Source organism: Bradyrhizobium sp. 521_C7_N1_3 (assembly GCF_052075975.1).
GTDB classification, from domain to species: Bacteria; Pseudomonadota; Alphaproteobacteria; order Rhizobiales; family Xanthobacteraceae; genus Bradyrhizobium; species Bradyrhizobium japonicum.
Window position 1 is genome coordinate 3767141 of the sequence record NZ_CP197232.1, and the last position, 18296, is coordinate 3785436.

Annotated in this window: 18 protein-coding genes; 3 read left to right on the top strand and 15 right to left on the bottom strand. The window is 64.9% G+C overall.

What is annotated here, in order from left to right; translation table 11 throughout:
• Positions 1-3: 3 nt before the first annotated feature.
• From AB7008_RS17460 to AB7008_RS17525, 14 genes are all read right to left on the bottom strand, one after another.
• Complete coding sequence (locus AB7008_RS17460; RefSeq protein WP_028159718.1) at positions 4-1515, bottom strand: tripartite tricarboxylate transporter permease; 1512 nt, start codon at positions 1513-1515, stop codon at positions 4-6.
• Between the two features lie 4 nt (positions 1516-1519).
• Positions 1520-2014, bottom strand: a complete 495-nt coding sequence (locus tag AB7008_RS17465; protein WP_441259148.1) for a tripartite tricarboxylate transporter TctB family protein — start codon at positions 2012-2014, stop codon at positions 1520-1522.
• Positions 2015-2206: 192 nt separating this feature from the next.
• Positions 2207-3199, bottom strand: coding sequence for a tripartite tricarboxylate transporter substrate binding protein (locus AB7008_RS17470; RefSeq protein ID WP_041955717.1), 993 nt, complete (start codon positions 3197-3199; stop codon positions 2207-2209).
• A gap of 130 nt (positions 3200-3329) precedes the next feature.
• On the bottom strand, positions 3330-4103 hold the full coding sequence (locus AB7008_RS17475) for an RsiV family protein (RefSeq protein ID WP_441261215.1): 774 nt from the start codon (positions 4101-4103) through the stop codon (positions 3330-3332).
• 32 nt (positions 4104-4135) lie between these two features.
• A complete protein-coding gene (locus AB7008_RS17480) occupies positions 4136-4432 on the bottom strand; it encodes a nucleotidyltransferase family protein (RefSeq protein WP_028147000.1) in 297 nt (98 codons plus the stop codon).
• A 37-nt stretch (positions 4433-4469) separates the two neighbouring features.
• Positions 4470-6626 carry a methylmalonyl-CoA mutase gene (gene scpA / locus AB7008_RS17485; RefSeq protein ID WP_304493406.1) on the bottom strand — a complete coding sequence of 719 codons (2157 nt, stop codon included), beginning with the start codon at positions 6624-6626 and terminating at the stop codon, positions 4470-4472.
• Between the two features lie 4 nt (positions 6627-6630).
• Positions 6631-6957, bottom strand: coding sequence for a hypothetical protein (locus tag AB7008_RS17490; RefSeq protein ID WP_304493407.1), 327 nt, complete (start codon positions 6955-6957; stop codon positions 6631-6633).
• An 8-nt stretch (positions 6958-6965) separates the two neighbouring features.
• Complete coding sequence (locus tag AB7008_RS17495) at positions 6966-7430, bottom strand: GFA family protein (RefSeq protein WP_028159712.1); 465 nt, start codon at positions 7428-7430, stop codon at positions 6966-6968.
• The gene (locus AB7008_RS17500; protein WP_304493408.1) at positions 7427-9298 is read right to left on the bottom strand and encodes a methylmalonyl-CoA mutase family protein; all 1872 of its coding nucleotides are present in this window, start codon (positions 9296-9298) and stop codon (positions 7427-7429) included. Before AB7008_RS17500 ends, AB7008_RS17495 begins: the two co-directional genes overlap by 4 nt.
• Before the next feature lie 81 nt (positions 9299-9379).
• On the bottom strand, positions 9380-9871 hold the full coding sequence (gene folK, locus AB7008_RS17505) for a 2-amino-4-hydroxy-6-hydroxymethyldihydropteridine diphosphokinase (RefSeq protein ID WP_028159710.1): 492 nt from the start codon (positions 9869-9871) through the stop codon (positions 9380-9382).
• Position 9872: 1 nt separating this feature from the next.
• Positions 9873-10241 carry a dihydroneopterin aldolase gene (gene folB / locus AB7008_RS17510; RefSeq protein WP_008553485.1) on the bottom strand — a complete coding sequence of 123 codons (369 nt, stop codon included), beginning with the start codon at positions 10239-10241 and terminating at the stop codon, positions 9873-9875.
• Positions 10238-11098 carry a dihydropteroate synthase gene (gene folP, locus AB7008_RS17515; protein ID WP_304493409.1) on the bottom strand — a complete coding sequence of 287 codons (861 nt, stop codon included), beginning with the start codon at positions 11096-11098 and terminating at the stop codon, positions 10238-10240. Before folP ends, folB begins: the two co-directional genes overlap by 4 nt.
• Before the next feature lie 231 nt (positions 11099-11329).
• Positions 11330-11737, bottom strand: coding sequence for a DUF4332 domain-containing protein (locus AB7008_RS17520; RefSeq protein WP_014496761.1), 408 nt, complete (start codon positions 11735-11737; stop codon positions 11330-11332).
• 24 nt (positions 11738-11761) lie between these two features.
• On the bottom strand, positions 11762-12127 hold the full coding sequence (locus AB7008_RS17525; RefSeq protein ID WP_014496760.1) for a hypothetical protein: 366 nt from the start codon (positions 12125-12127) through the stop codon (positions 11762-11764).
• 348 nt (positions 12128-12475) lie between these two features.
• Between AB7008_RS17525 and AB7008_RS17530 the strand changes: the two genes are divergently transcribed.
• From AB7008_RS17530 to AB7008_RS17540, 3 genes are all read left to right on the top strand, one after another.
• Positions 12476-14101, top strand: coding sequence for a helicase HerA-like domain-containing protein (locus tag AB7008_RS17530; protein ID WP_028159708.1), 1626 nt, complete (start codon positions 12476-12478; stop codon positions 14099-14101).
• Between the two features lie 338 nt (positions 14102-14439).
• On the top strand, positions 14440-15723 hold the full coding sequence (locus AB7008_RS17535; RefSeq protein ID WP_304493410.1) for a glycosyltransferase family 87 protein: 1284 nt from the start codon (positions 14440-14442) through the stop codon (positions 15721-15723).
• A 24-nt stretch (positions 15724-15747) separates the two neighbouring features.
• On the top strand, positions 15748-17142 hold the full coding sequence (locus tag AB7008_RS17540) for a M20/M25/M40 family metallo-hydrolase (protein ID WP_038942569.1): 1395 nt from the start codon (positions 15748-15750) through the stop codon (positions 17140-17142).
• A gap of 370 nt (positions 17143-17512) precedes the next feature.
• Here the strand turns inward: AB7008_RS17540 and AB7008_RS17545 are convergent, their stop codons facing one another.
• The gene (locus AB7008_RS17545) at positions 17513-18292 is read right to left on the bottom strand and encodes a class II aldolase/adducin family protein (RefSeq protein WP_028153549.1); all 780 of its coding nucleotides are present in this window, start codon (positions 18290-18292) and stop codon (positions 17513-17515) included.
• Positions 18293-18296 lie beyond the last annotated feature (4 nt).

Below are 18296 nucleotides of genomic sequence, written 5' to 3' on the forward strand. Positions count from 1 at the left end.
CTATCACCGGGATGTTGCCGCTGCGGTCTGCACCGGCTTCAGCTTGCGCCAGACCCACACCATCACCGGCCAGAGCAGCGCGCCGATCGCCATGGCGGCGAGGATCGCCGCGACAGGCCGCTCGAAGAACGGCAAAATGCTGCCGTCCGACTTGATCAGCGAGGTGACGAAGGCCTGCTCGACCATGGTGCCCATGACGATGCCGAGCACCATCGCGGCCACTGGATAGCCATTGGCCTCCATCACATAGCCGATCACGCCGAAGGCGGCGACGGTGACGACGCCGAACATGTTGTTGCCGATCGCGAACGAGCCGACCGCACAGCACAGCATGATGATCGGCATGATGGCGGAGCGCGGTGCCAGCAGGATGTAGGCGGCGATCCGGATCATGGCGATGCCGAGCGGGATCATCAGGATGTTCGCGATGATGAACATCAGATAGATCGCGTACATGCTCGACGCCTTCTCGGTGAACAGCGTCGGGCCGGGATTGAGGCCCTTCATGTAGAGCACGCCGATCGCGATCGCCGCGATGGTGTCGCCGGGAATGCCGAACAGCAGCGAGGGCACCCAGCCCGAGGCGATGCTGGCATTGTTGCTGGCGCCGGCCTCGACCAGGCCCTCGACATGGCCGGTGCCGAATTTCTCAGGCTCCCTCGAGAAGCGTTTGGACATCGCATAGGAGACCCAGGCGGCCATGTCGGCGCCGGCGCCCGGCAGCACGCCGATGATGATGCCGATGATGTTCCCGCGCGTCATCTGCCAGTGATACTTCTTGGTCAGCTTCCACTGGCCGGCCATGATGCTTCCGAATTTTCGTCGCGGCAGCGGCGGCGGTTCGGGCGTCAGCATCGCACGCATCACCTGCGCCACCGCGAACACGCCGACCAGCGCCGGGATCGGCTCGATGCCGCCGAACAAATCGGTGATGCCGAAGGTGAAGCGCGGCACGCCGCCGGGATTCTCGATGCCGATGCAGGACACCAGCAGGCCGAGGAACATGCCCGCGATCGCCTTCACCGGCGAGGAGCGCGCGACCAAAGTGGCGCACATCAGGCCGAGCAGCGCCAGCCAGAAATATTCGAAGGTCGAGAACGACAGCGCGATCTCGGCGAGCGGCGGCGCCAGGATCATCAGCGACAGCACGCCGGCGATACCGCCGACGGCGGAGAACCAGACGCCGGCCCCCAGCGCCAGCTCGGCCTGGCCCTTGCGCGTCATGGCGTAGGCCTCGTCGGCATAGGCTGCCGAAGCGGGGGTGCCGGGAATGCGCAGCAGCGCGCCGGGGATGTCGCCCGAGAAGATCGCCATCGAGGAGGCCGCGACGATGGTCGCGATTGCCGCGATCGGCGAGAGGTAGAAGGTGACGGGAACGAGCAGGGCGGTCGCCATCGTCGCCGACAGGCCCGGCAGCGAGCCGATGACGAGCCCGTACACGGAGGCTGCGAACATCGCGATGATGACCTCCCAGGTGGAGATCAGCGCGAACGCTTCAATGAGGGTCTTGAGCATGGGATCACCAGGGCGTCGGCAGCAGGCCAGCGGGGAGCGGCACGCGCAGCAGCTTGCCGAAGATGAGGTGGATGCCGAAGGGCGACAGCACCGCGAGCGGCAGCGCCAGCTTCCACTTCGCCCCTAGTGCGGTCGAGGTGACGTAGACCATGATCGCCGCGGTGATGATGAAGCCGAGCCGGTCGGCGGCGGCGACGTAGAACAGCAGCAGCGCCGGCGGCAGCAGAGCGCGCAGGCCGTAGAGCTTGCCCTGCGGCGGCGGCGCAGCCGCCACCTGGCCGTCCTCGAGCGGGACCAGCTCTTCCTCCTCCTCGAAGGAATGGCCGATGCCGAACACGATCGCGAGCCCGCACAGCGCGAGCCCGATGCCGATCACGAGCGGAAATACGTTGGGGCCGACCGGCTGCCCCGGCACCGGCGGCAGGATCCAGCCGCCATAGGCAGCCGCCGCGCCGAGCACGACGAGAAACGATCCCGTGACGGAGTCGGGAAGACGCATGACGAGAATCCTATGCGAGGTATTCTCCCTCTCCCCGCGCGCGGGGAGAGGGTTGGGGTGAGGGGGGCTCTCCGCCGGGGAGGTGAGAATTGGACTCGTGGAGAGTCCCCCTCACCCGGAATCCGCGCTTCGCGCGAATTCCGGCCTCTCCCGGCAAGCGGGGAGAGGCGATCAGAGCATCGCAGGTGCGGATCACGCCTTGCTCAGGCCGGCGGCCTTCATCGCCTCGCCCATCTGGGCGTCGCCCTTGTCCATGAAGCTCGCGAACTGGCCGGCATCGCCCCACACGGTGCCGAAGCCGCGATTGCTCATGAAGTCCTTGAACTCGGCGGAGTCGTAGACCTTCTTCAGCGCCGCGGTGAGCTTCGTTGCGATCTCCGGCGGCAGGTTCTTCGGCGCTCCGATGCCGCGCCAGGCGCCGGTCGCGTAGTCGATGCCCATCGCCTCCTTCAGCGTCGGCACGTCCTTGAAGATCGGGTTGCGCGCCGGCGCCATGATGGCAAGGCTCTTCGCCTTGCCCGCCTCGATGATGGCGCGCGCCTCCGGCACCGAGCACGTGGTGAGGTCGAGGCCGCCGGCGGCAAGATCCTGCATCGCGGGCGCAGCGCCATTCGACGGCACCCAGGCGACCTGGTTGGCGGGCAGGCCCATCGCCTGCATCCAGCCGACCAGCGCGAGATGCCAGATGCCGCCCTGGCCGGTGCCCGACGCCTTGAACTTGCCGGGGGGCGCCGCCTTGATGGCTTCGGCGAGCTCCTTGACGGTCTTGTAGGGCGAGGAGGAGGAGACCTGGATGCCGGGCGGGTCCTCGTTCATCAGCGCCAGCGGCGTGTAGCTCTTCGGCGTCAGCTCGGTGAGGCCCTGCCAGTGCATCATCGAGATTTCGACGGTGAGCATGCCGATGGTGTAGCCGTCCGGCTGCGCGGTCGCGATCGCGCTATGGCCGACCACGCCTGAACCGCCGGTGCGGTTGACGACGTTGAAGGGCTGGCCGAGATCCTTTTCCAGCAGGGCTGCGACAATGCGCGCAGTCGCGTCGGTGCCGCCACCGGCGCCCCAAGGCACGATCACGGTGACCGGGCGCGCCGGATACGCCTGTGCGCGCGCGGGTGTGAGACCGAATGCGGCGGATGCGGCAATCGCGGCGGAAGAGGCCGCAAAAGTGCGGCGCGAAATCTTGGACATCAATGCCTCCCAGCGGCGCCCGTGACACCGGGCGCTCTTGTCAATGAAGGCATTCTAGTCGGCTTTGCGGCGCCGCTGCAAGGTAGCGCTACCACGGCGCTGTGAGCAACGGTCGCTGCTCAAAACATCATCACTGCGGCTCCTCGGCGTCGCCCTTCGGCCGCGCGCCGCCGAAGATGCGCATGCCTTCCGCCGTGAGATAGGTCTTGAGCGTTTCCCACGGCACGAAGGCGACATATTCGCCCTCGGCGTAGGGGCCGACCGCGTAAGGCGGATAGTGGAAGGTGAGCCCGGAACTCTTGCCCGCTTCGGTTGACGGCGCGAGCGTCACCGCGCCGATCTTGAGCAGGCTCGGCTCGACGCTCTTGAACCACTCGTCGGTCGCCGTCTCGCTGGTGTCACGCTTCTTCTTCTCGGCTCTCAACGAGGCGATCACGGCCTTCACCATCGCCTTCATGGTCGCCCCGTTGTCGGCGGTCTCGGTGAAGAACGGGCGGATCGAGATGCGCTTGTGCTCGCTCTTGTCCCACAGGATCGTGTTCACGTCCGAGTTGGGATGGGCGCCATGGGTATCCATGTAGTCGTTGCGCAGGACGCTGACATAGCGATCGCCGACCACGGAGCGGATCGCATATTTGCGTTCGAAATCCCAGCCGCCGTCCTTGAAGAACTGCGGATCTTCCTTGCGCGCGGCGGCGGCCTCGGCCGCGTTCTTGTCGAGCCACTTCCTGCCCTCCGTAAGGCAATCCGCCGCGAGCGCCGCATCCGTCTTGATCCTGTCGTCGAGGAAGACGCGGGCGTCGATGCTCTTGGTCTTGACGGCGGCGTCGGGCTTGGGGTCGGCTGCGAAGGCGGAGATGACGCACGTTGCGCTAAGCGCCATGGCGACGCTCAAACCGATCATGAACTTCAAGGGGAATGCTCCTTACGTGAGCGTCAGAATATTTCGAGGATGTGGTCTGCGATCTGCTGCGCAGAGTGGGGGGAGGCGGAGCGCCGGACAGTCGCCTGCGCCTGCAAGCCGGTTGCATCCTCGATGATCTGCTCGACGTCGATCAGGTTGAGCAGCGAGAAAGAGGCCTCCGGTTCGACCTCGACCAGGACGTCGATGTCGCTGTGCGGGTGATAATCGTCGCCGTCCCGCGTGCCGAGGATGGCGAGCTTCGAGACGCCCTTGGCTTTGATGGCATCGGCGTTCCTGCGTATCGCAGCGATGACCTCATCACGTGTCATGGAGACTACCCGGCCGGTGATGCGGCCAGCGTACCATCTACTCCGCCGCCTCGCTATGCCCGAGCCGGGCATTCAGCTTGCGGATCAGCTCCTCGGCGGCTTCCGCGATCACCGTGCCCGGCGGGAAGATCGCCTCGGCGCCGGCCGCATAGAGCGCGTCGTAATCCTGCGGCGGCACCACGCCGCCGATGATGATCATGATGTCGTCGCGGCCCTGTTTCTTCAGCGCGGCCTTGAGTTCAGGCACAGCGGTGAGATGGGCGGCGGCGAGCGAGGAGACGCCGAGGATGTGGACGTCGTTCTCGACCGCCTGTCGCGCAGCTTCATCCGCAGTTGCAAACAGCGGCCCGATGTCGACGTCGAAGCCGATGTCGGCGAAGGCCGAGGCAATCACCTTCTGGCCGCGGTCGTGGCCGTCCTGGCCGATCTTGGCGACCAGGATGCGCGGCCGGCGGCCTTCCGCCTCCTCGAATGCGTCGATCAGCGCCTGAACCTTCTCGACCTGGTTACCCATGCTGGACGCCTCCCGCTTGTAGACGCCGGTGATGGACTTGATCTCGGCACGGTGCCGGCCGAACACCTTTTCCATAGCGTCCGAGATTTCGCCGACGGTGGCCTTCGCCCGTGCCGCGTCGATCGCGAGCGCGAGCAGATTGCCGTTGCCTTCGCCGGCCGAGCGCGTCAGCGCGGCAAGCGCCGCGTCGACGTCGGTCTGGTTGCGCTCGGATTTGAGCCGCGTCAGCTTGTCGATCTGGAGGCGGCGGACATTGGTGTTGTCGACCTTGAGAATGTCGATGGGAGCCTCATCCGTCGGCTTGTACTTGTTGACGCCGATCACCGCCTGCTTGCCGGCATCGATCCGGGCTTGCGTCTTGGCCGAGGCCTCCTCGATGCGCAGTTTTGGCACGCCGGCCTCGATGGCCTTGGCCATGCCGCCAAGCTCCTCGACCTCCTGGATATGGCTCCACGCCTTGGCAGCGAGATCTCGCGTCAGCCGCTCGACATAGTACGAGCCGCCCCAGGGATCGATGATGCGGGTGGTGCCGCTCTCCTGCTGCAGGAAGAGCTGGGTGTTGCGGGCAATGCGGGCCGAGAAGTCGGTCGGCAGCGCCAAGGCCTCGTCGAGCGCGTTGGTGTGCAGCGACTGGGTGTGGCCTTGGGTGGCCGCCATCGCCTCCACCGTAGTGCGCATCACGTTGTTGAAGACGTCCTGCGCGGTCAGGGACCAGCCCGAGGTCTGGCAATGCGTGCGCAGCGAGAGCGAGCGCGGGTCCTTCGGGTTGAACGGCTTCAGCAGCTTCGCCCAGAGCAGGCGCGCGGCGCGCATCTTGGCGACTTCCATGAAGAAGTTCATGCCGATCGCCCAGAAGAACGACAGGCGCGGCGCGAAGCGGTCAACATCCAGGCCCGCGGCAAGACCGGCGCGCAGATATTCGACACCGTCGGCGAGCGTGTAGGCGAGCTCGAGATCCTGCGTCGCCCCGGCCTCCTGCATATGATAGCCGGAGATCGAGATCGAATTGTATTTCGGCATCTTCGTGGAGGTGTAGGCGAAGATGTCCGAGATGATCCGCATCGAGGGCGCGGGCGGATAGATGTAGGTGTTGCGCACCATGAACTCTTTCAGAATGTCGTTCTGAATGGTGCCCGACAGCTTTTCCGGTGCCACGCCCTGTTCGCCCGCGGCCGCGACATAGAGCGCGAGGATCGGCAGCACCGCGCCGTTCATGGTCATGGACACGCTCATCTGGTCGAGCGGAATGCCCGCAAACAGCGTGCGCATGTCGTAGATAGAATCGATCGCAACGCCGGCCATGCCGACGTCGCCGCCGACGCGCGGATGATCAGAGTCATAGCCGCGATGGGTGGCGAGGTCGAACGCGACCGAGAGACCCTTCTGCCCGGCCGCCAGGTTGCGGCGGTAGAACGCGTTGGAATCCTCCGCCGTGGAGAAGCCGGCATATTGCCGGACGGTCCAGGGCTGGTTGACATACATGGTCGGGTAGGGCCCGCGCAGGTACGGCGCGATGCCCGGATAGGTCTCGAGGAAATCGAGCCCGGCAAGATCCGCCTCGCCATAGGCGGGCTTCACCAGAATGCCCTCGGGCGTCAACCACGGCTCGGTGCTGCCGGTTGGAGCGGAGGTGGCGGCGCGCTCGAAGGCGATTTCAGCGAAATTGGGAATGCGGGTCATCGCGTCAGGCTCTTTTTGCTGCCAACCGGCTTTGTATTTCGTCTTGCAGATCGCGTATTTCGCACATGATCAAATGTAGCCGTTCACGGGAGAACAGCCCAAGCCAAATATTCCCGAGATAGGCGGACAATCCAGGCCCGGTCACGAACCCAAGGGACAGCAGTCGATATGCCCAAGGGTGACGGATCGGGCCACGCATCGACAGGCGCAACGTGCTCTTCGATCTCGCTTGGGTCGCCTCGAACTCATTCCATTGGTATCGCAGAGTTTCTGCAATCTCCGGATCAGTGAGCCGGGCAAGGTCGCCGCGCAGATTGATGCCGAGCCGCATGGGTCGCCTCAATCATGATCCGGATGCTGATGGCTGACGATGGTCGCCATCTTCTCCGGTCCGTAATTCTGTTGCGTGGTCTGGCTCGGCAAATTGGCGATGCCGACCACCCAGCCGAGACGGGACTCGGTGCCGAACTGTCGCGCCGGTATGATCTGGTCGGGCCGGTCGAAGGCGCCGGTCATGATCTCGATCCGGTCGCCGTCGATGCGGCCAAAGCTCAGCGGCGTGCCGCAGGCGGCGCAATAGCCGCGATCGGCGATCGAGGAGGAGCGGAAGAACGACGGCCGCCCCTTGGTCCAGGTGAAATCCGTCCGGTTGATGTCGGCGAAGGACGCGAACGGCGCGCCGCTCGCCTTCTGGCACATTCGGCAGTGGCAGATCGAAACCCGGTTGGGGGTCGCCGAAACCGCAAAGCGCACCGCGCCGCATTGGCAGCCGCCGGTGAAAACTGGTTTGCCCGCTTCGCTCATGCCTGCTCCATCCGTCGGTAGGCGTCTTGCAGTGTCGCAAGCGCATCGCCTCCGGCGAAGACAAAGCCCGTGACGCCGGCCGCACGGAGTGCCGCCTCGGCATCAGTCGGACGGCCTGCCAGATAGATATGTCGCGCGCCGGCCGTTTGCAGGGCCTTCGCCGCGGCGTCGGCGTGTTCCGCATAGACCTTGTCGCTGGAACAAAGACAGGCAAGCTCGGCGCCGGAGGCCTTGAAGGCGGCGGCCAATTTGGCCGGATCGGCAAAGCCCTCGCTGTCGACGGCCTGGATGCCGCCGGCCTCGAACAAGCTCTTGGCAAAGGTCGCCCGCGCCGTGAAATCGGCGGGCGTGCCGAGATTGGCCAGAAACACCTTTGGCCGCGCACCGCGCGCCTTCAGCGCCGCATCGGATTTGTCGCGCAACGCCTCGAACGGTTCCGCAAGCCGGATCGGCGGCAGCGCGTCGAACTTGTACTTCTGCTCGCCATAGGGCGCGAGCGCGACCGGCGTCGCTTTCAGCACCGCGGTCTCGCTCTCATGCAGGTTGGGAAACTCGCTGGCGCCTGTCAGCACGTCGCGGCGCTTGGCGATGTTGGCGTCCCGCGCTTTTCGCGCGGCCGCGACCTTGCCCTGGAACAGGCCTTGCTGAAGCGCGGCGAAGGCGCCGCCGGCTTTCTCGCTCTCCTGGAACAGCGCCCACGCGGCCTCGCAAAGCTGCGCCGTCAATGTCTCGATGCCGCCTGCGCCGGCAGCGGGATCGCTGACCTTGGCGAGGTTGCTTTCTTCCAGCAACAGGGCTTGCGTATTGCGCGCCACGCGCCGTGCGAATGGATCAGGCAGCCCGAGCGCCAGCGTATGCGGCAGCACGGTGATCGCGTTGGCGCCGGCCAGCCCGGCCGCGAATGTCGCGATGGTCGCGCGCAGCATGTTCACGTAGGGATCGCGCTGCGTCAGCATGCGCCAGGCGGTATCGGCGGCGATGAACAACGGCTTCGGCGTCAGCCCGCTGGCCTGCTCGATGCGCGCCCAGAGCAGCCGTAGCGCGCGGAATTTTGCCATGGTCAGGAACTGGTCGGCATCCGCGGCGAGCCGCGCATAGATCATTTCCTGCGCCTGCTCCAGCGGAACGCCGGCGCCCTCGATTGCGCGCAGATAGGCGACGCCGCAGGCGAGCACGAACGCGAGCTCCTGCACCTCGGAGCCGCCGGCATCGTGGATCACGCGCCCGTCGGCGGACGCGAACGGTCCCTTGAAGCCGAGCGCGGCGAGACCCTTGATGGCGCCGGTGACGGCCGGAACGATCTCGTCCCATGTGTAGGGGCTGTGACCCCACACCGCGCCGGCCGCAAGCGGATCGAGCCCGAAGCGGATGTTGCAGGCGGCGGGATCGAGGCCGTTGCTCTTCACATATTCCGCGACATGGATCGCCGCCATCCGCGATTGCGGACCGATCTGGAGCTCGATGCCGATGCCGGCATCGAGATGAATATCCTTGAAGACCTTGGCGACCGCATCGGCCGAAGGTTCCAGCCCGAACCCGTGAGCGCCACTGCCGCCGGCGAACACCAGCGCGAGGCCGGTCGCGCCGTTTTCGAGATCGGTCAGTGCCTGCGCATTCGCGGCCACCGCATCGGGATGGTCGATCCGCTGCATGATCTGCCACGGCGCGGCGGCAGGCCGTCCCACCACGGGCGCAACGCCCTTGGCGCGCGGATAGAGCGGGTCGATCTTGAGGCCGTCATAAGTCTTGCCGACCAGCTTCTCGAACGGCGCGCCCTTCAGCACGCCGTCGACCAGCTTGCGCCAGTCGTCGACGGTCGCCTTGGGGAAATCCGCCGCCAGCGGCAGGTCGTCAGTCACGGAGGTCATGCGGCGAAGGGCTCCCAAAAATCTTGTCGTTCGCAGGCGAAATTGCCACGGCCGGCCGTCGCTGCAAACGGTTGTTTTTGGTTAACCGGTATCCGGAAGCCGCTCAATGCCTTGCGTCGAGACGCTGGCAAGCCCGTCACGCACACGAATGCCCGAGATCACGCGGTCGGGCGCGATTTCGGCCAGCGGCACCAGCACGAAGGCGCGCTCGAACAGGCGCGGATGCGGCAAGGTCAGGTCGGGCTTCTGCATGCTGACATCGTCATAGGCGATCATGTCGAGATCGAGCGTGCGTGGGCCCCATTGCCGCTCCTTGTTCCGTGTGCGGCCGAATTTCTGCTCAACCTTCTGCATCACGAACAGGAGCGCATGCGGATCGAGGCTGGTCTCGATCTCGACGCAGGCATTGATGAAGGGATCCTGGTCCTCATCGCCCCAGGGCGGCGTCGCATAGTCCGAGGAGCGCGCGATCAGCACGCCCTGCGTCATGCCGCAGATGTGCGCGATCGCCTTCCCAAACGTCGCACGGACATCGCCGACATTGCCGCCGAGTGCAATGAGGACGCTCGCCATGTCAGGGATGCCGCGAGCGCGTCAGCATGATGCCGACGTCGTCGAAGATCGCGGCGATCGGCGCATGCGGCTTGTGCACGGTGATCTTCACGGCGCGGATGCGCGGGAAGTGCGACAGGATGGCATCGGCGACCGCGCCGGCCGCCCGCTCCAGCAGCTTGTAATTTGTATTCTTGAACGCCGCCGTCGTGGTCGCCACGACTTCGGCGTAGGACACCGTGTCGGCGAGCCGGTCGCTGCGCGACGGCTCCGACAAATCGGTATAGAGCTCGAGATCGATGACGAAGCGCTGGCCGACTTCGGTCTCGTGATCCATCACGCCGTGGCGGGCGTGGATCGACAGGCCGGTGACGAAGATCGTATCGGTCATTGCTTGCTCTCGATTGCGTTCGCGACCCGCAGGGCCTGCAAGGTCTCGGCGACGTCGTGGGTGCGGATGATCTTGGCGCCGCGCTGTGCGGCGATCAGATGCGCGGCGATCGAGCCGGCGAGCCGTTCTTTCGGCTCCGAGGGCGACACCGAGGCGATGAAGCGTTTTCGCGAGGCACCAACGAGGATCGGCAGGTCGAATATGTCGAATTCGCGCAGCCGCGCCAGCGCGGTCATGCTCTGCTCGGCCGTCTTGCCGAAGCCGATGCCGGGATCGAGCACTATTTTTTCGCGCGCGATGCCGGCCTTGGCGGCGATATCGAGCGAGCGCAGGAAGAACGCCTTCATGTCCGCGACGATGTCGATGTCGGAATCGACCGTCTCGCGGTTATGCATGACGATGACGGGGACGCCGCGCGCGGCGATGAGCTGCGCCATGCCGGTGTCGCGCTGCAGGCCCCAGACGTCGTTGGCGATCGCAGCGCCCTGGTCGAGCGCAAAGGCCACGACTTCGGCCTTCATGCTGTCGATCGATACGGGGACGCCGAGCGCCACCACGCCTGACAGCACCGGCTTCAGCCGGGCCAGCTCGTCTGCCGTCGTCACTGGCCGGGCGCCCGTGTAGGGCCGGGTCGACTCGGCACCGATGTCGATGATGTCGACGCCGGCCTCGATCATTGCCCGCGCCCGCGCAAGCGCCAGCTCGGGCGCGATGAACTCACCACCATCGGAGAAGGAATCCGGGGTGACGTTGAGCACGCCCATCACTGCCGGAATCGGCCGCTCCAGCAGCGTCCGCAGCACGTCGGGCCCGGCCGAGCCGGCCGGCGGGACGGATGGGGAGGGCGAGGCATTCATGCGGCCCGCTTTAGCGGTCGGGGAGGGGGGATTCAAGGTGGGATTGGGAGCGAATGTCGATGTGCTCGCGGAGCATCGATCGCCTCCGCTGTCATTGCCCGCGAAAGCGGGCCATCCAGTATTCCGAGGCCGTGCGGTGATACGGAGGAGCCGCGGCGTATTGGATACCCCGCCTTCGCGGGGTATGACACCGAGAGCTAACGCGGCAGGTCGTATGCCGAGGGAGATGCCCTAATACGTGATCTTCGGCGGCAGCTTCTTCGCCTTGGCGATGATGTCGCCGACCGATTTTTCCGAGGGCAGGACGCGGACGAGCTTCTTCTTCTCGTTGGCTTCCCGCATGCTCTGGGCGAGCCGTGCTGGATTCCGATAGGCGAGCTCGCGCACGGTGGTGACGCCGGCAGCGCGGACGAGGCCGACCTTGGCCCGGCCCATCCCGGGAATGCGCATGTAGTCGGAGACGTTGGCCCATTCCAGCAGCTGCTGCTCGCTGATGCCGGTCTTGGCGGCGAGCGCCTTGCGGCCCTTCACGGTCGAGGCCGCCTCGAGCAGCGCGTCGGTCGTGCGGATTCCATGCGCCTTCAACTTGTTGGCGGCAAAGGCCGGCAGACCCTCAATCTCGGAGATCGGATATGTCATGATGCTCGATATGAAAAGCGTCGCTCAGGCGAACTGGCTGAGGCCCGGCGTCCCCGCGATGATCTTACCCATCTGATCAGCTCCGATTTTGTCTCGGCCGTAGCGGAAAAGTTCACGGGCAACGCTTTGAATCTCGGACATGCCAAGTCCCAGGCCCATCAGGCGCGTGCCGACGGCCATCAGGCCGCCGCCCATCAGCCGCGACAGTCCGCCGCCGCTCCTGGACGCCTCGATCGCCGCTTCCGCACCGGGAATCCGATCGATTAGTGCTTCGACGTTCTCGGAAGGACCTTCGCTGCGGAGGAAGCCCAGGATAATGCCGACGGTCTTTTCAGCCACAGCACTATCTATGCTGGCGTTCGACGCCAGCCGCCCGATCAGCTCGTCCATAAGGCCCGCCCCTCAACCGGTTTGTATGCCGGAGTATTGCTTCCGAAATGATCTTGATCCGGCACGATGTGAAATACAAGCGATGAACGCACGCAACGTTCCGATTCACCCTCGAAGGCGCAAAAAGTGTTGCCGCGATGCAAGAGCGGAGCTGGATTCTTGCAAGAAATTGCCGCGGTGCGAACGCGTCATTCCTACTTTCGGCTGATGTCGCCGGTAAGTTTCCGACAATGTCGCATGCTCGGGGCGCGTTGAACGGTTTTAATCCGCGCGCGACATGCGTTAAACTACGGAACAGGCGCATCGAGTTTCAATACGCGAAACACGGCAGAGAGATCAGAGAGAAGCATGACCGCACAGGACAGCAAGCTCGGCGACACCGACGACAAGATTTTCGTCGGCAAGGGAGACGAGCAGGCATGGCTGACGCTCGCGCTCGCCAATCGCCACGGTCTCGTCACGGGTGCTACCGGAACCGGTAAGACGGTATCGCTGCAAGTCATGGCAGAAGGATTTGCGCGCGCCGGCGTTCCGGTCTTCGCGGCCGACATCAAGGGTGACCTCTCCGGCATCTCCGAGGTTGGCGAGGCCAAGGATTTCATCGTCAAGCGCGCCACCGAGATGGGCCTGACGTTTCAACCGGACCAGTTCTCGACGGTGTTCTGGGACGTGTTCGGCGAACAGGGCCATCCGGTGCGGGCGACCGTCACGGAGATGGGGCCGCTTCTGCTCGCGCGCATGCTCGACCTGAACGACGTGCAGGAAGGCGTGCTCAACGTCGCCTTCCGCGTCGCCGACGACAACGGGCTCACTCTCATCGACATGAAGGATCTGCGCGCGCTGCTCGATGCCATCGTGCCGGATGCCGGCAAGAAGGGGGCGGACGCCGAGGAAAGCCCGCTTGCCGACATCAAGAAGGAGGCCCAGGGTTTTGGCAACGTCACCAAGGCCACTGTCGGCACAATCCAGCGCCAGCTGCTGGTGCTGGAGAACCAGGGCGGCACCAAATTCTTCGGTGAGCCGGCGCTGACGCTGAAGGACTTCATGAAGACCGACCGCGACGGCCGCGGCATGGTCAACATCCTTGTTGCCGACAAGCTGCTGCAGAGTCCACGGCTTTACGCGACATTCCTGCTGTGGATGCTGTCAGAATTGTTCGAGGAGCTGCCCGAGGCCGGCGATCTGCCGAAGCCGAAGCTGGTGTTCTTCTTCGACGAGGCACATCTGTTGTTCAACGACGCGCCGAAGGCGTTGATGGACAAGATCGAGCAGGTGGTGCGTTTGATCCGGTCCAAGGGCGTCGGCGTCTATTTCGTGACGCAAAACCCCATCGATGTGCCCGACCGCGTGCTCGGGCAATTGGGCAATCGTGTGCAGCATGCGCTGCGTGCCTTCACTCCGCGCGACCAGAAGGCGGTCGCCGCCGCGGCCCAGACCTTCCGGCCCAACCCGAAGCTCGACACCGCCAAGGTGATCATGGAGCTCGGCAAGGGCGAGGCGCTGGTGTCCTTCCTCGAAGGCAACGGCACGCCGACGATGGTCGAGCGTGTCATGATCCGGCCGCCATCGGCCCGCATCGGATCGATCACGCCGGAAGAGCGCAAGGCGATCATGGATGCGAGCCCGGTGAAGGGCAAATACGACACCGCTGTCGATGCCGAATCCGCCTACGAGATGATCCAGAAGCGGATTGCCGGCACGGCCGCGACTGCCGATGCCGGCGCGGCCGACGGAGGTGGCGGCGGCATCCTCGGCCAGATCGGCTCGATGGTCGGCACCATCTTCGGCACCAACGTCAAGCGCGGCCGCCTGTCGGCGGGCCAGGTCATCGCGCGCGACGTGACGCGATCGGTCACCAACCAGGTGATCGGAGGGATGGCGGCCAATCTCGGCAAGTCGGTCGCCGGCCAGCTCGGTGGCTCGATCGGCCGCACCCTGGTGCGCGGCGCGCTCGGCGGGCTGCTGCGTCGTTAGGCAGAGAAGCCGGGTTTAAGGCACTAGAGCCTCCACCGCGTCATGGCCGGGCCTTGTCCCGGCCATCGACCCCTTAGTTGCAGCTCGAACAACGTGGATGCCCGGGCCTTCGCCTCGCCGAAGCGGCTTCGGCCGCGCAGGCGGGACAAGCCCGGGCATGACGAAATCTCGCGAGTATTTGGATGCGATTACCCGCACCCCGGGCGAGGCCGAACACCATAATTTCAGGTGAAGGGGGTTCTCCAAGCGTCCGTCGGTCTGCTACGTGCTATTTGTTGCCGACGGGACATAATGTGACATCACCGAATCTATCAGACAAACTCGGCCCGCACAGAGCCTTGTCGCTGCGCGCGCCGCTCGATCTGCTCTTCCTGCTCTGCTGCGTCCTCCTGACCGCCGACGTGCTCGTTCCCGAGATCTTCGGCCACGGCAAGACCAAGGATTATGGGCTGTGGTACTGGGCCGGGCAGCAGGTGCTGCACGGTGGACCGCTCTATCCCGACAAGATCGGCGAGTATTTCGAGTTCATCTATCCGCCGCTGCCCGCGATCCTGCTCGCGATCCCGAGTTGGTTCGGCAAGATCGCGCTCTACGTCGTGCTGTCGATCCTGAACATGGCGGCATGGTGGTACACGGGCGTATTCTCCAATGCCATGACGGGATCGGGCCGCAAGCCGGGCCCATGGCTGGAAGCGCTGCCGGCCATGGTCACCGTGACCTTCGTGTTCGACATGTTCGACCTCGGCCAGCCGAACCTTGTCCTGCTGGCGATGATGCTGTGGGGCTTCTGGCTGTTGCAGCGTCAACGGTCCTGGCTCGCGGGCTTCCTGTTCGCGCTCGCTTCCGCCATCAAGGTGTTTCCGATCGCGGTGCTGCCCTATCTGATTTGGCGCAGGAATTGGGCGGCCGTCGTCGCGACGGTCGCTTTCGCCGGCATCCTCCTCTATGTCGTGCCGGCACCGATCCGCGGCTTCGAGCGCAACGCGGCCGAGCTCAAGACCTGGTACCAGGGCATGGTCGGCACGAGCTCGGAAAAGGGCTTTGGCCAGCGCGACGAGCAGAACTGGTCGTGGGTCAACCAGTCCCTCATTGCCGTCACGCACCGTCTGGTCCGGCCGATCAACTACAATCAGGAAGATCCCAACAAGCCGCCGCGCACGATGAATGTCATCGACGTCGACTACAAGACGGCGAACTTGATCGTGCTGGCGTTGTCGGCGTTGCTCGGGCTCGGCTTCCTCGCGGTGATGCCGTCGCAAGCGCGGCGAACGGTGCGCTCTGATGCGGAGGAACTCGGCATCCTGTTCTGCCTGATGACGGTGGCATCGCCGCTGGCGCGGCAATACTACTTCATGTGGCTGTTCTTCCCGATGACGGTGCTGATGCATCGCGCCGCCTTCGACGCGCGACCGAATGTGCGGCTGGGAACCTGGCTCGCGCTGGGCGCCGCCGGCATCCTCATGCTGCTGTCGCTGCCGTGGTTTCCCAATGTCATCCAGGCCTGGGGCAATAACCTTGTCGCGACCGCCATTCTTGCCGTTGCGCTCGCATGGCACATCCGGCATCCGCCGGTTGCGGCTGGCTCCGAGGCGGCGGCAGCGCTAAAACCCGGTACCTCTTGAGACTCAAAAGTCAGGAATACGACCATGGCCAATGCGCAGCTTCAATCGGTGCTCGATCACATCGACAAGGATTTCGACAACAGCCTGGAGCGTCTGTTCTCGCTGTTGCGGATCAAGTCGATCTCTGCGGATCCGGCTTTTGCCGCCGACTGCAAGGCCGCGGCCGAGCATCTCGCCAAGGACATCGCGAGCCTCGGTGTCGCCACTGAAGTGCGCCCGACCGCCGGCCATCCCGCCATCGTCGGCAAGACCGGGGCGGGCGGACGTCCGCATGTGATTTTCTACGGCCATTACGACGTGCAGCCGGTCGATCCGCTCGATCTGTGGCACCGTCCGCCGTTCGAGCCTGTCGTCACCGACCACGCCGACGGCCGCAAGATCATCGTCGCGCGCGGTGCCGAGGACGACAAGGGCCAGGTCATGACTTTCGTCGAGGCCTGTCGCGCCTGGAAGAAAGTGACGGGCTCGCTGCCGATCGACATCACCTTCCTGATCGAAGGCGAGGAGGAGGTCGGCTCCAAGAATTTCGTGCCGTTCATCGAGGCCAACAAGGACGAATTCAAAGCGGATTACGTGCTGGTCTGCGACACCGGCATGTGGGACCGCAACACGCCGGCGATCACGACGTCGCTGCGCGGCCTGCTCTATGAAGAGCTGAAGATCACCGCCGCCAATCGCGATTTGCATTCCGGCGTGTTCGGCGGCAGCGCGATGAATCCGATCCGGGTGCTGACGAAAATCCTGGGCGGCCTGTTCGACGACGACAACCGCATCACCATCCCCGGCTTCTATGACGGCGTGAAGGATCTGCCGCCCGATATCCTGGAGCAGTGGAAGAAGCTCAACCTCACGCCGGAGATGTTCCTCAAGCCGATCGGTCTGTCGATCCCCGCCGGCGAGAAGGGCCGGCTGCTGATCGAGCAGGCCTCATCGCGTCCGACCTGCGACGTCAACGGCATCTGGGGCGGCTATATCGGCGAAGGCTCCAAGACGGTGATCCCGTCGCATGCCTCGGCGAAGGTCTCGTTCCGCCTGGTCGAAGGGCAGGATCCCCAAAAGATCCGCAAGGCTTTTCGCGACTACGTGACGGCGCGGCTTCCGGGCGACTGCAAGGTCGAGTTCGGCGATCATTCCGCCGCGCCCGCGGTGGCGCTCGACTGGAACATGAAACCGCTCGCCGCCGCCAGCAAGGCGCTGACCGAGGAGTGGGGCAAGGAGACCGTGCTGATGGGCTCGGGCGCCTCGATCCCGATCGTCGCCGATTTCAAGCGGACGCTTGGACTCGACTCGCTGCTGGTCGGCTTCGGATTGGACGACGACAACATCCATTCGCCCAACGAGAAATACGACCTCCGCAGCTTCCAGAAGGGCATCCGCTCCTGGGCGCGGATCCTCGCGGCGCTCGCGGACGTGAAATAGGCGCGGTGCCGTAGGGTGGGCAAAGCGCAGCGTGCCCACCTTCCATCCCGGCTCGCGATAGAAGACGTGGGCACGCTTCGCTTTGCCCACCCTACGAAACTGGCAATGACCGAACTGCGTCTCCCGTCATCCTGAGGTGCGAGCCGTCGAGCGCAACGCGCTTCACGGGGAGCCTCGAAGGATGCAGGGCCCCAATGCAGCCGGGCCGTCGCCCTTCGAGGCTCGCCGAAGCGGCGAGCACCTCAGGGTGACGGTGATGGTATTCTGACGACCGCTGCCAAATAAAAACGCCGCCCGGAATTGGGCGGCGTTTCATTCCAAAAGGCGTAGAGGTTCGTTGAACGCTACCCTACACGAAACCTCGAAAATCTCAAGACCGGTAGCCCGGAAGCTCGCGGTCGAGCTTGCGCAGCAGCGGCGGCCAGACCAGGTTGGTGGCGCGGAGCTCGGCGCGGTCGCGGTTGGCGAGCAGCTCGGTGTTCTTCTCGATCGCAATCTCCTCGACCGGATAGACCGGCGTGCCGAGCGCGCGCGTTCGCACCTGCATCGAGCAGGCGCGCTCGAGATGGTACATGCGCTCGAACGCGGAGGCGACCGACCGGCCGACCGTCAGCGTGCCGTGGTTTCGCAGCAGCATGTGGTTGTGGTCGCCGAGGTCCTTTTGCAGCCGCGGCCGCTCGTCGTGGTCGAGCGCGATGCCTTCATAGTCGTGATAGGCGAGGTCGTGGGTGACGAGCTGGGCGGTCTGGTTCAGCGGCAGCAGCCCTTCCGCGCTGCTCGACACCGCGGTGCCGTCGAGCGTGTGGAGGTGCAGCACGCAGATCGCGTCCTCGCGCACCTCGTGGATCGCCGAATGGATGGTGAAGCCGGCCGGGTTGATGCTGTACTCGCTCTCGGAGAGCTGGTTGCCGTGTAGGTCGACCTTGACGAGGCTCGATGCCGTGATCTCGTCGAACATCAGTCCGTAGGGGTTGATGAGGAAATGATGGTCGGGGCCGGGCACGCGCGCCGAAATGTGGGTGTCGACCAGATCGTCCCAGCCGTACAGCGAGACGAGGCGGTAGCAGGCGGCGAGATTGACCCGTTGCTGCCACTCCGCCTCCGTCATGTTCGACGGTACTTCCTTCAGGCGCGCTTCCGCTGGCGACATGGCT

What these genes read in the sequence shown, in the direction of transcription:
- AB7008_RS17460 (WP_028159718.1), bottom strand. Translation starts at nt 1,515, where the DNA reads ATGCTCAAGACCCTCATTGAAGCGTTCGCGCTGATCTCCACCTGGGAG.
- AB7008_RS17465 (WP_441259148.1), bottom strand. Translation starts at nt 2,014, where the DNA reads ATGCGTCTTCCCGACTCCGTCACGGGATCGTTTCTCGTCGTGCTCGGC.
- AB7008_RS17470 (WP_041955717.1), bottom strand. Translation starts at nt 3,199, where the DNA reads ATGTCCAAGATTTCGCGCCGCACTTTTGCGGCCTCTTCCGCCGCGATT.
- AB7008_RS17475 (WP_441261215.1), bottom strand. Translation starts at nt 4,103, where the DNA reads ATGATCGGTTTGAGCGTCGCCATGGCGCTTAGCGCAACGTGCGTCATC.
- AB7008_RS17480 (WP_028147000.1), bottom strand. Translation starts at nt 4,432, where the DNA reads ATGACACGTGATGAGGTCATCGCTGCGATACGCAGGAACGCCGATGCC.
- scpA (WP_304493406.1), bottom strand. Translation starts at nt 6,626, where the DNA reads ATGACCCGCATTCCCAATTTCGCTGAAATCGCCTTCGAGCGCGCCGCC.
- AB7008_RS17490 (WP_304493407.1), bottom strand. Translation starts at nt 6,957, where the DNA reads ATGCGGCTCGGCATCAATCTGCGCGGCGACCTTGCCCGGCTCACTGAT.
- AB7008_RS17495 (WP_028159712.1), bottom strand. Translation starts at nt 7,430, where the DNA reads ATGAGCGAAGCGGGCAAACCAGTTTTCACCGGCGGCTGCCAATGCGGC.
- AB7008_RS17500 (WP_304493408.1), bottom strand. Translation starts at nt 9,298, where the DNA reads ATGACCTCCGTGACTGACGACCTGCCGCTGGCGGCGGATTTCCCCAAG.
- folK (WP_028159710.1), bottom strand. Translation starts at nt 9,871, where the DNA reads ATGGCGAGCGTCCTCATTGCACTCGGCGGCAATGTCGGCGATGTCCGT.
- folB (WP_008553485.1), bottom strand. Translation starts at nt 10,241, where the DNA reads ATGACCGATACGATCTTCGTCACCGGCCTGTCGATCCACGCCCGCCAC.
- folP (WP_304493409.1), bottom strand. Translation starts at nt 11,098, where the DNA reads ATGAATGCCTCGCCCTCCCCATCCGTCCCGCCGGCCGGCTCGGCCGGG.
- AB7008_RS17520 (WP_014496761.1), bottom strand. Translation starts at nt 11,737, where the DNA reads ATGACATATCCGATCTCCGAGATTGAGGGTCTGCCGGCCTTTGCCGCC.
- AB7008_RS17525 (WP_014496760.1), bottom strand. Translation starts at nt 12,127, where the DNA reads ATGGACGAGCTGATCGGGCGGCTGGCGTCGAACGCCAGCATAGATAGT.
- AB7008_RS17530 (WP_028159708.1), top strand. Translation starts at nt 12,476, where the DNA reads ATGACCGCACAGGACAGCAAGCTCGGCGACACCGACGACAAGATTTTC.
- AB7008_RS17540 (WP_038942569.1), top strand. Translation starts at nt 15,748, where the DNA reads ATGGCCAATGCGCAGCTTCAATCGGTGCTCGATCACATCGACAAGGAT.
- AB7008_RS17545 (WP_028153549.1), bottom strand. Translation starts at nt 18,292, where the DNA reads ATGTCGCCAGCGGAAGCGCGCCTGAAGGAAGTACCGTCGAACATGACG.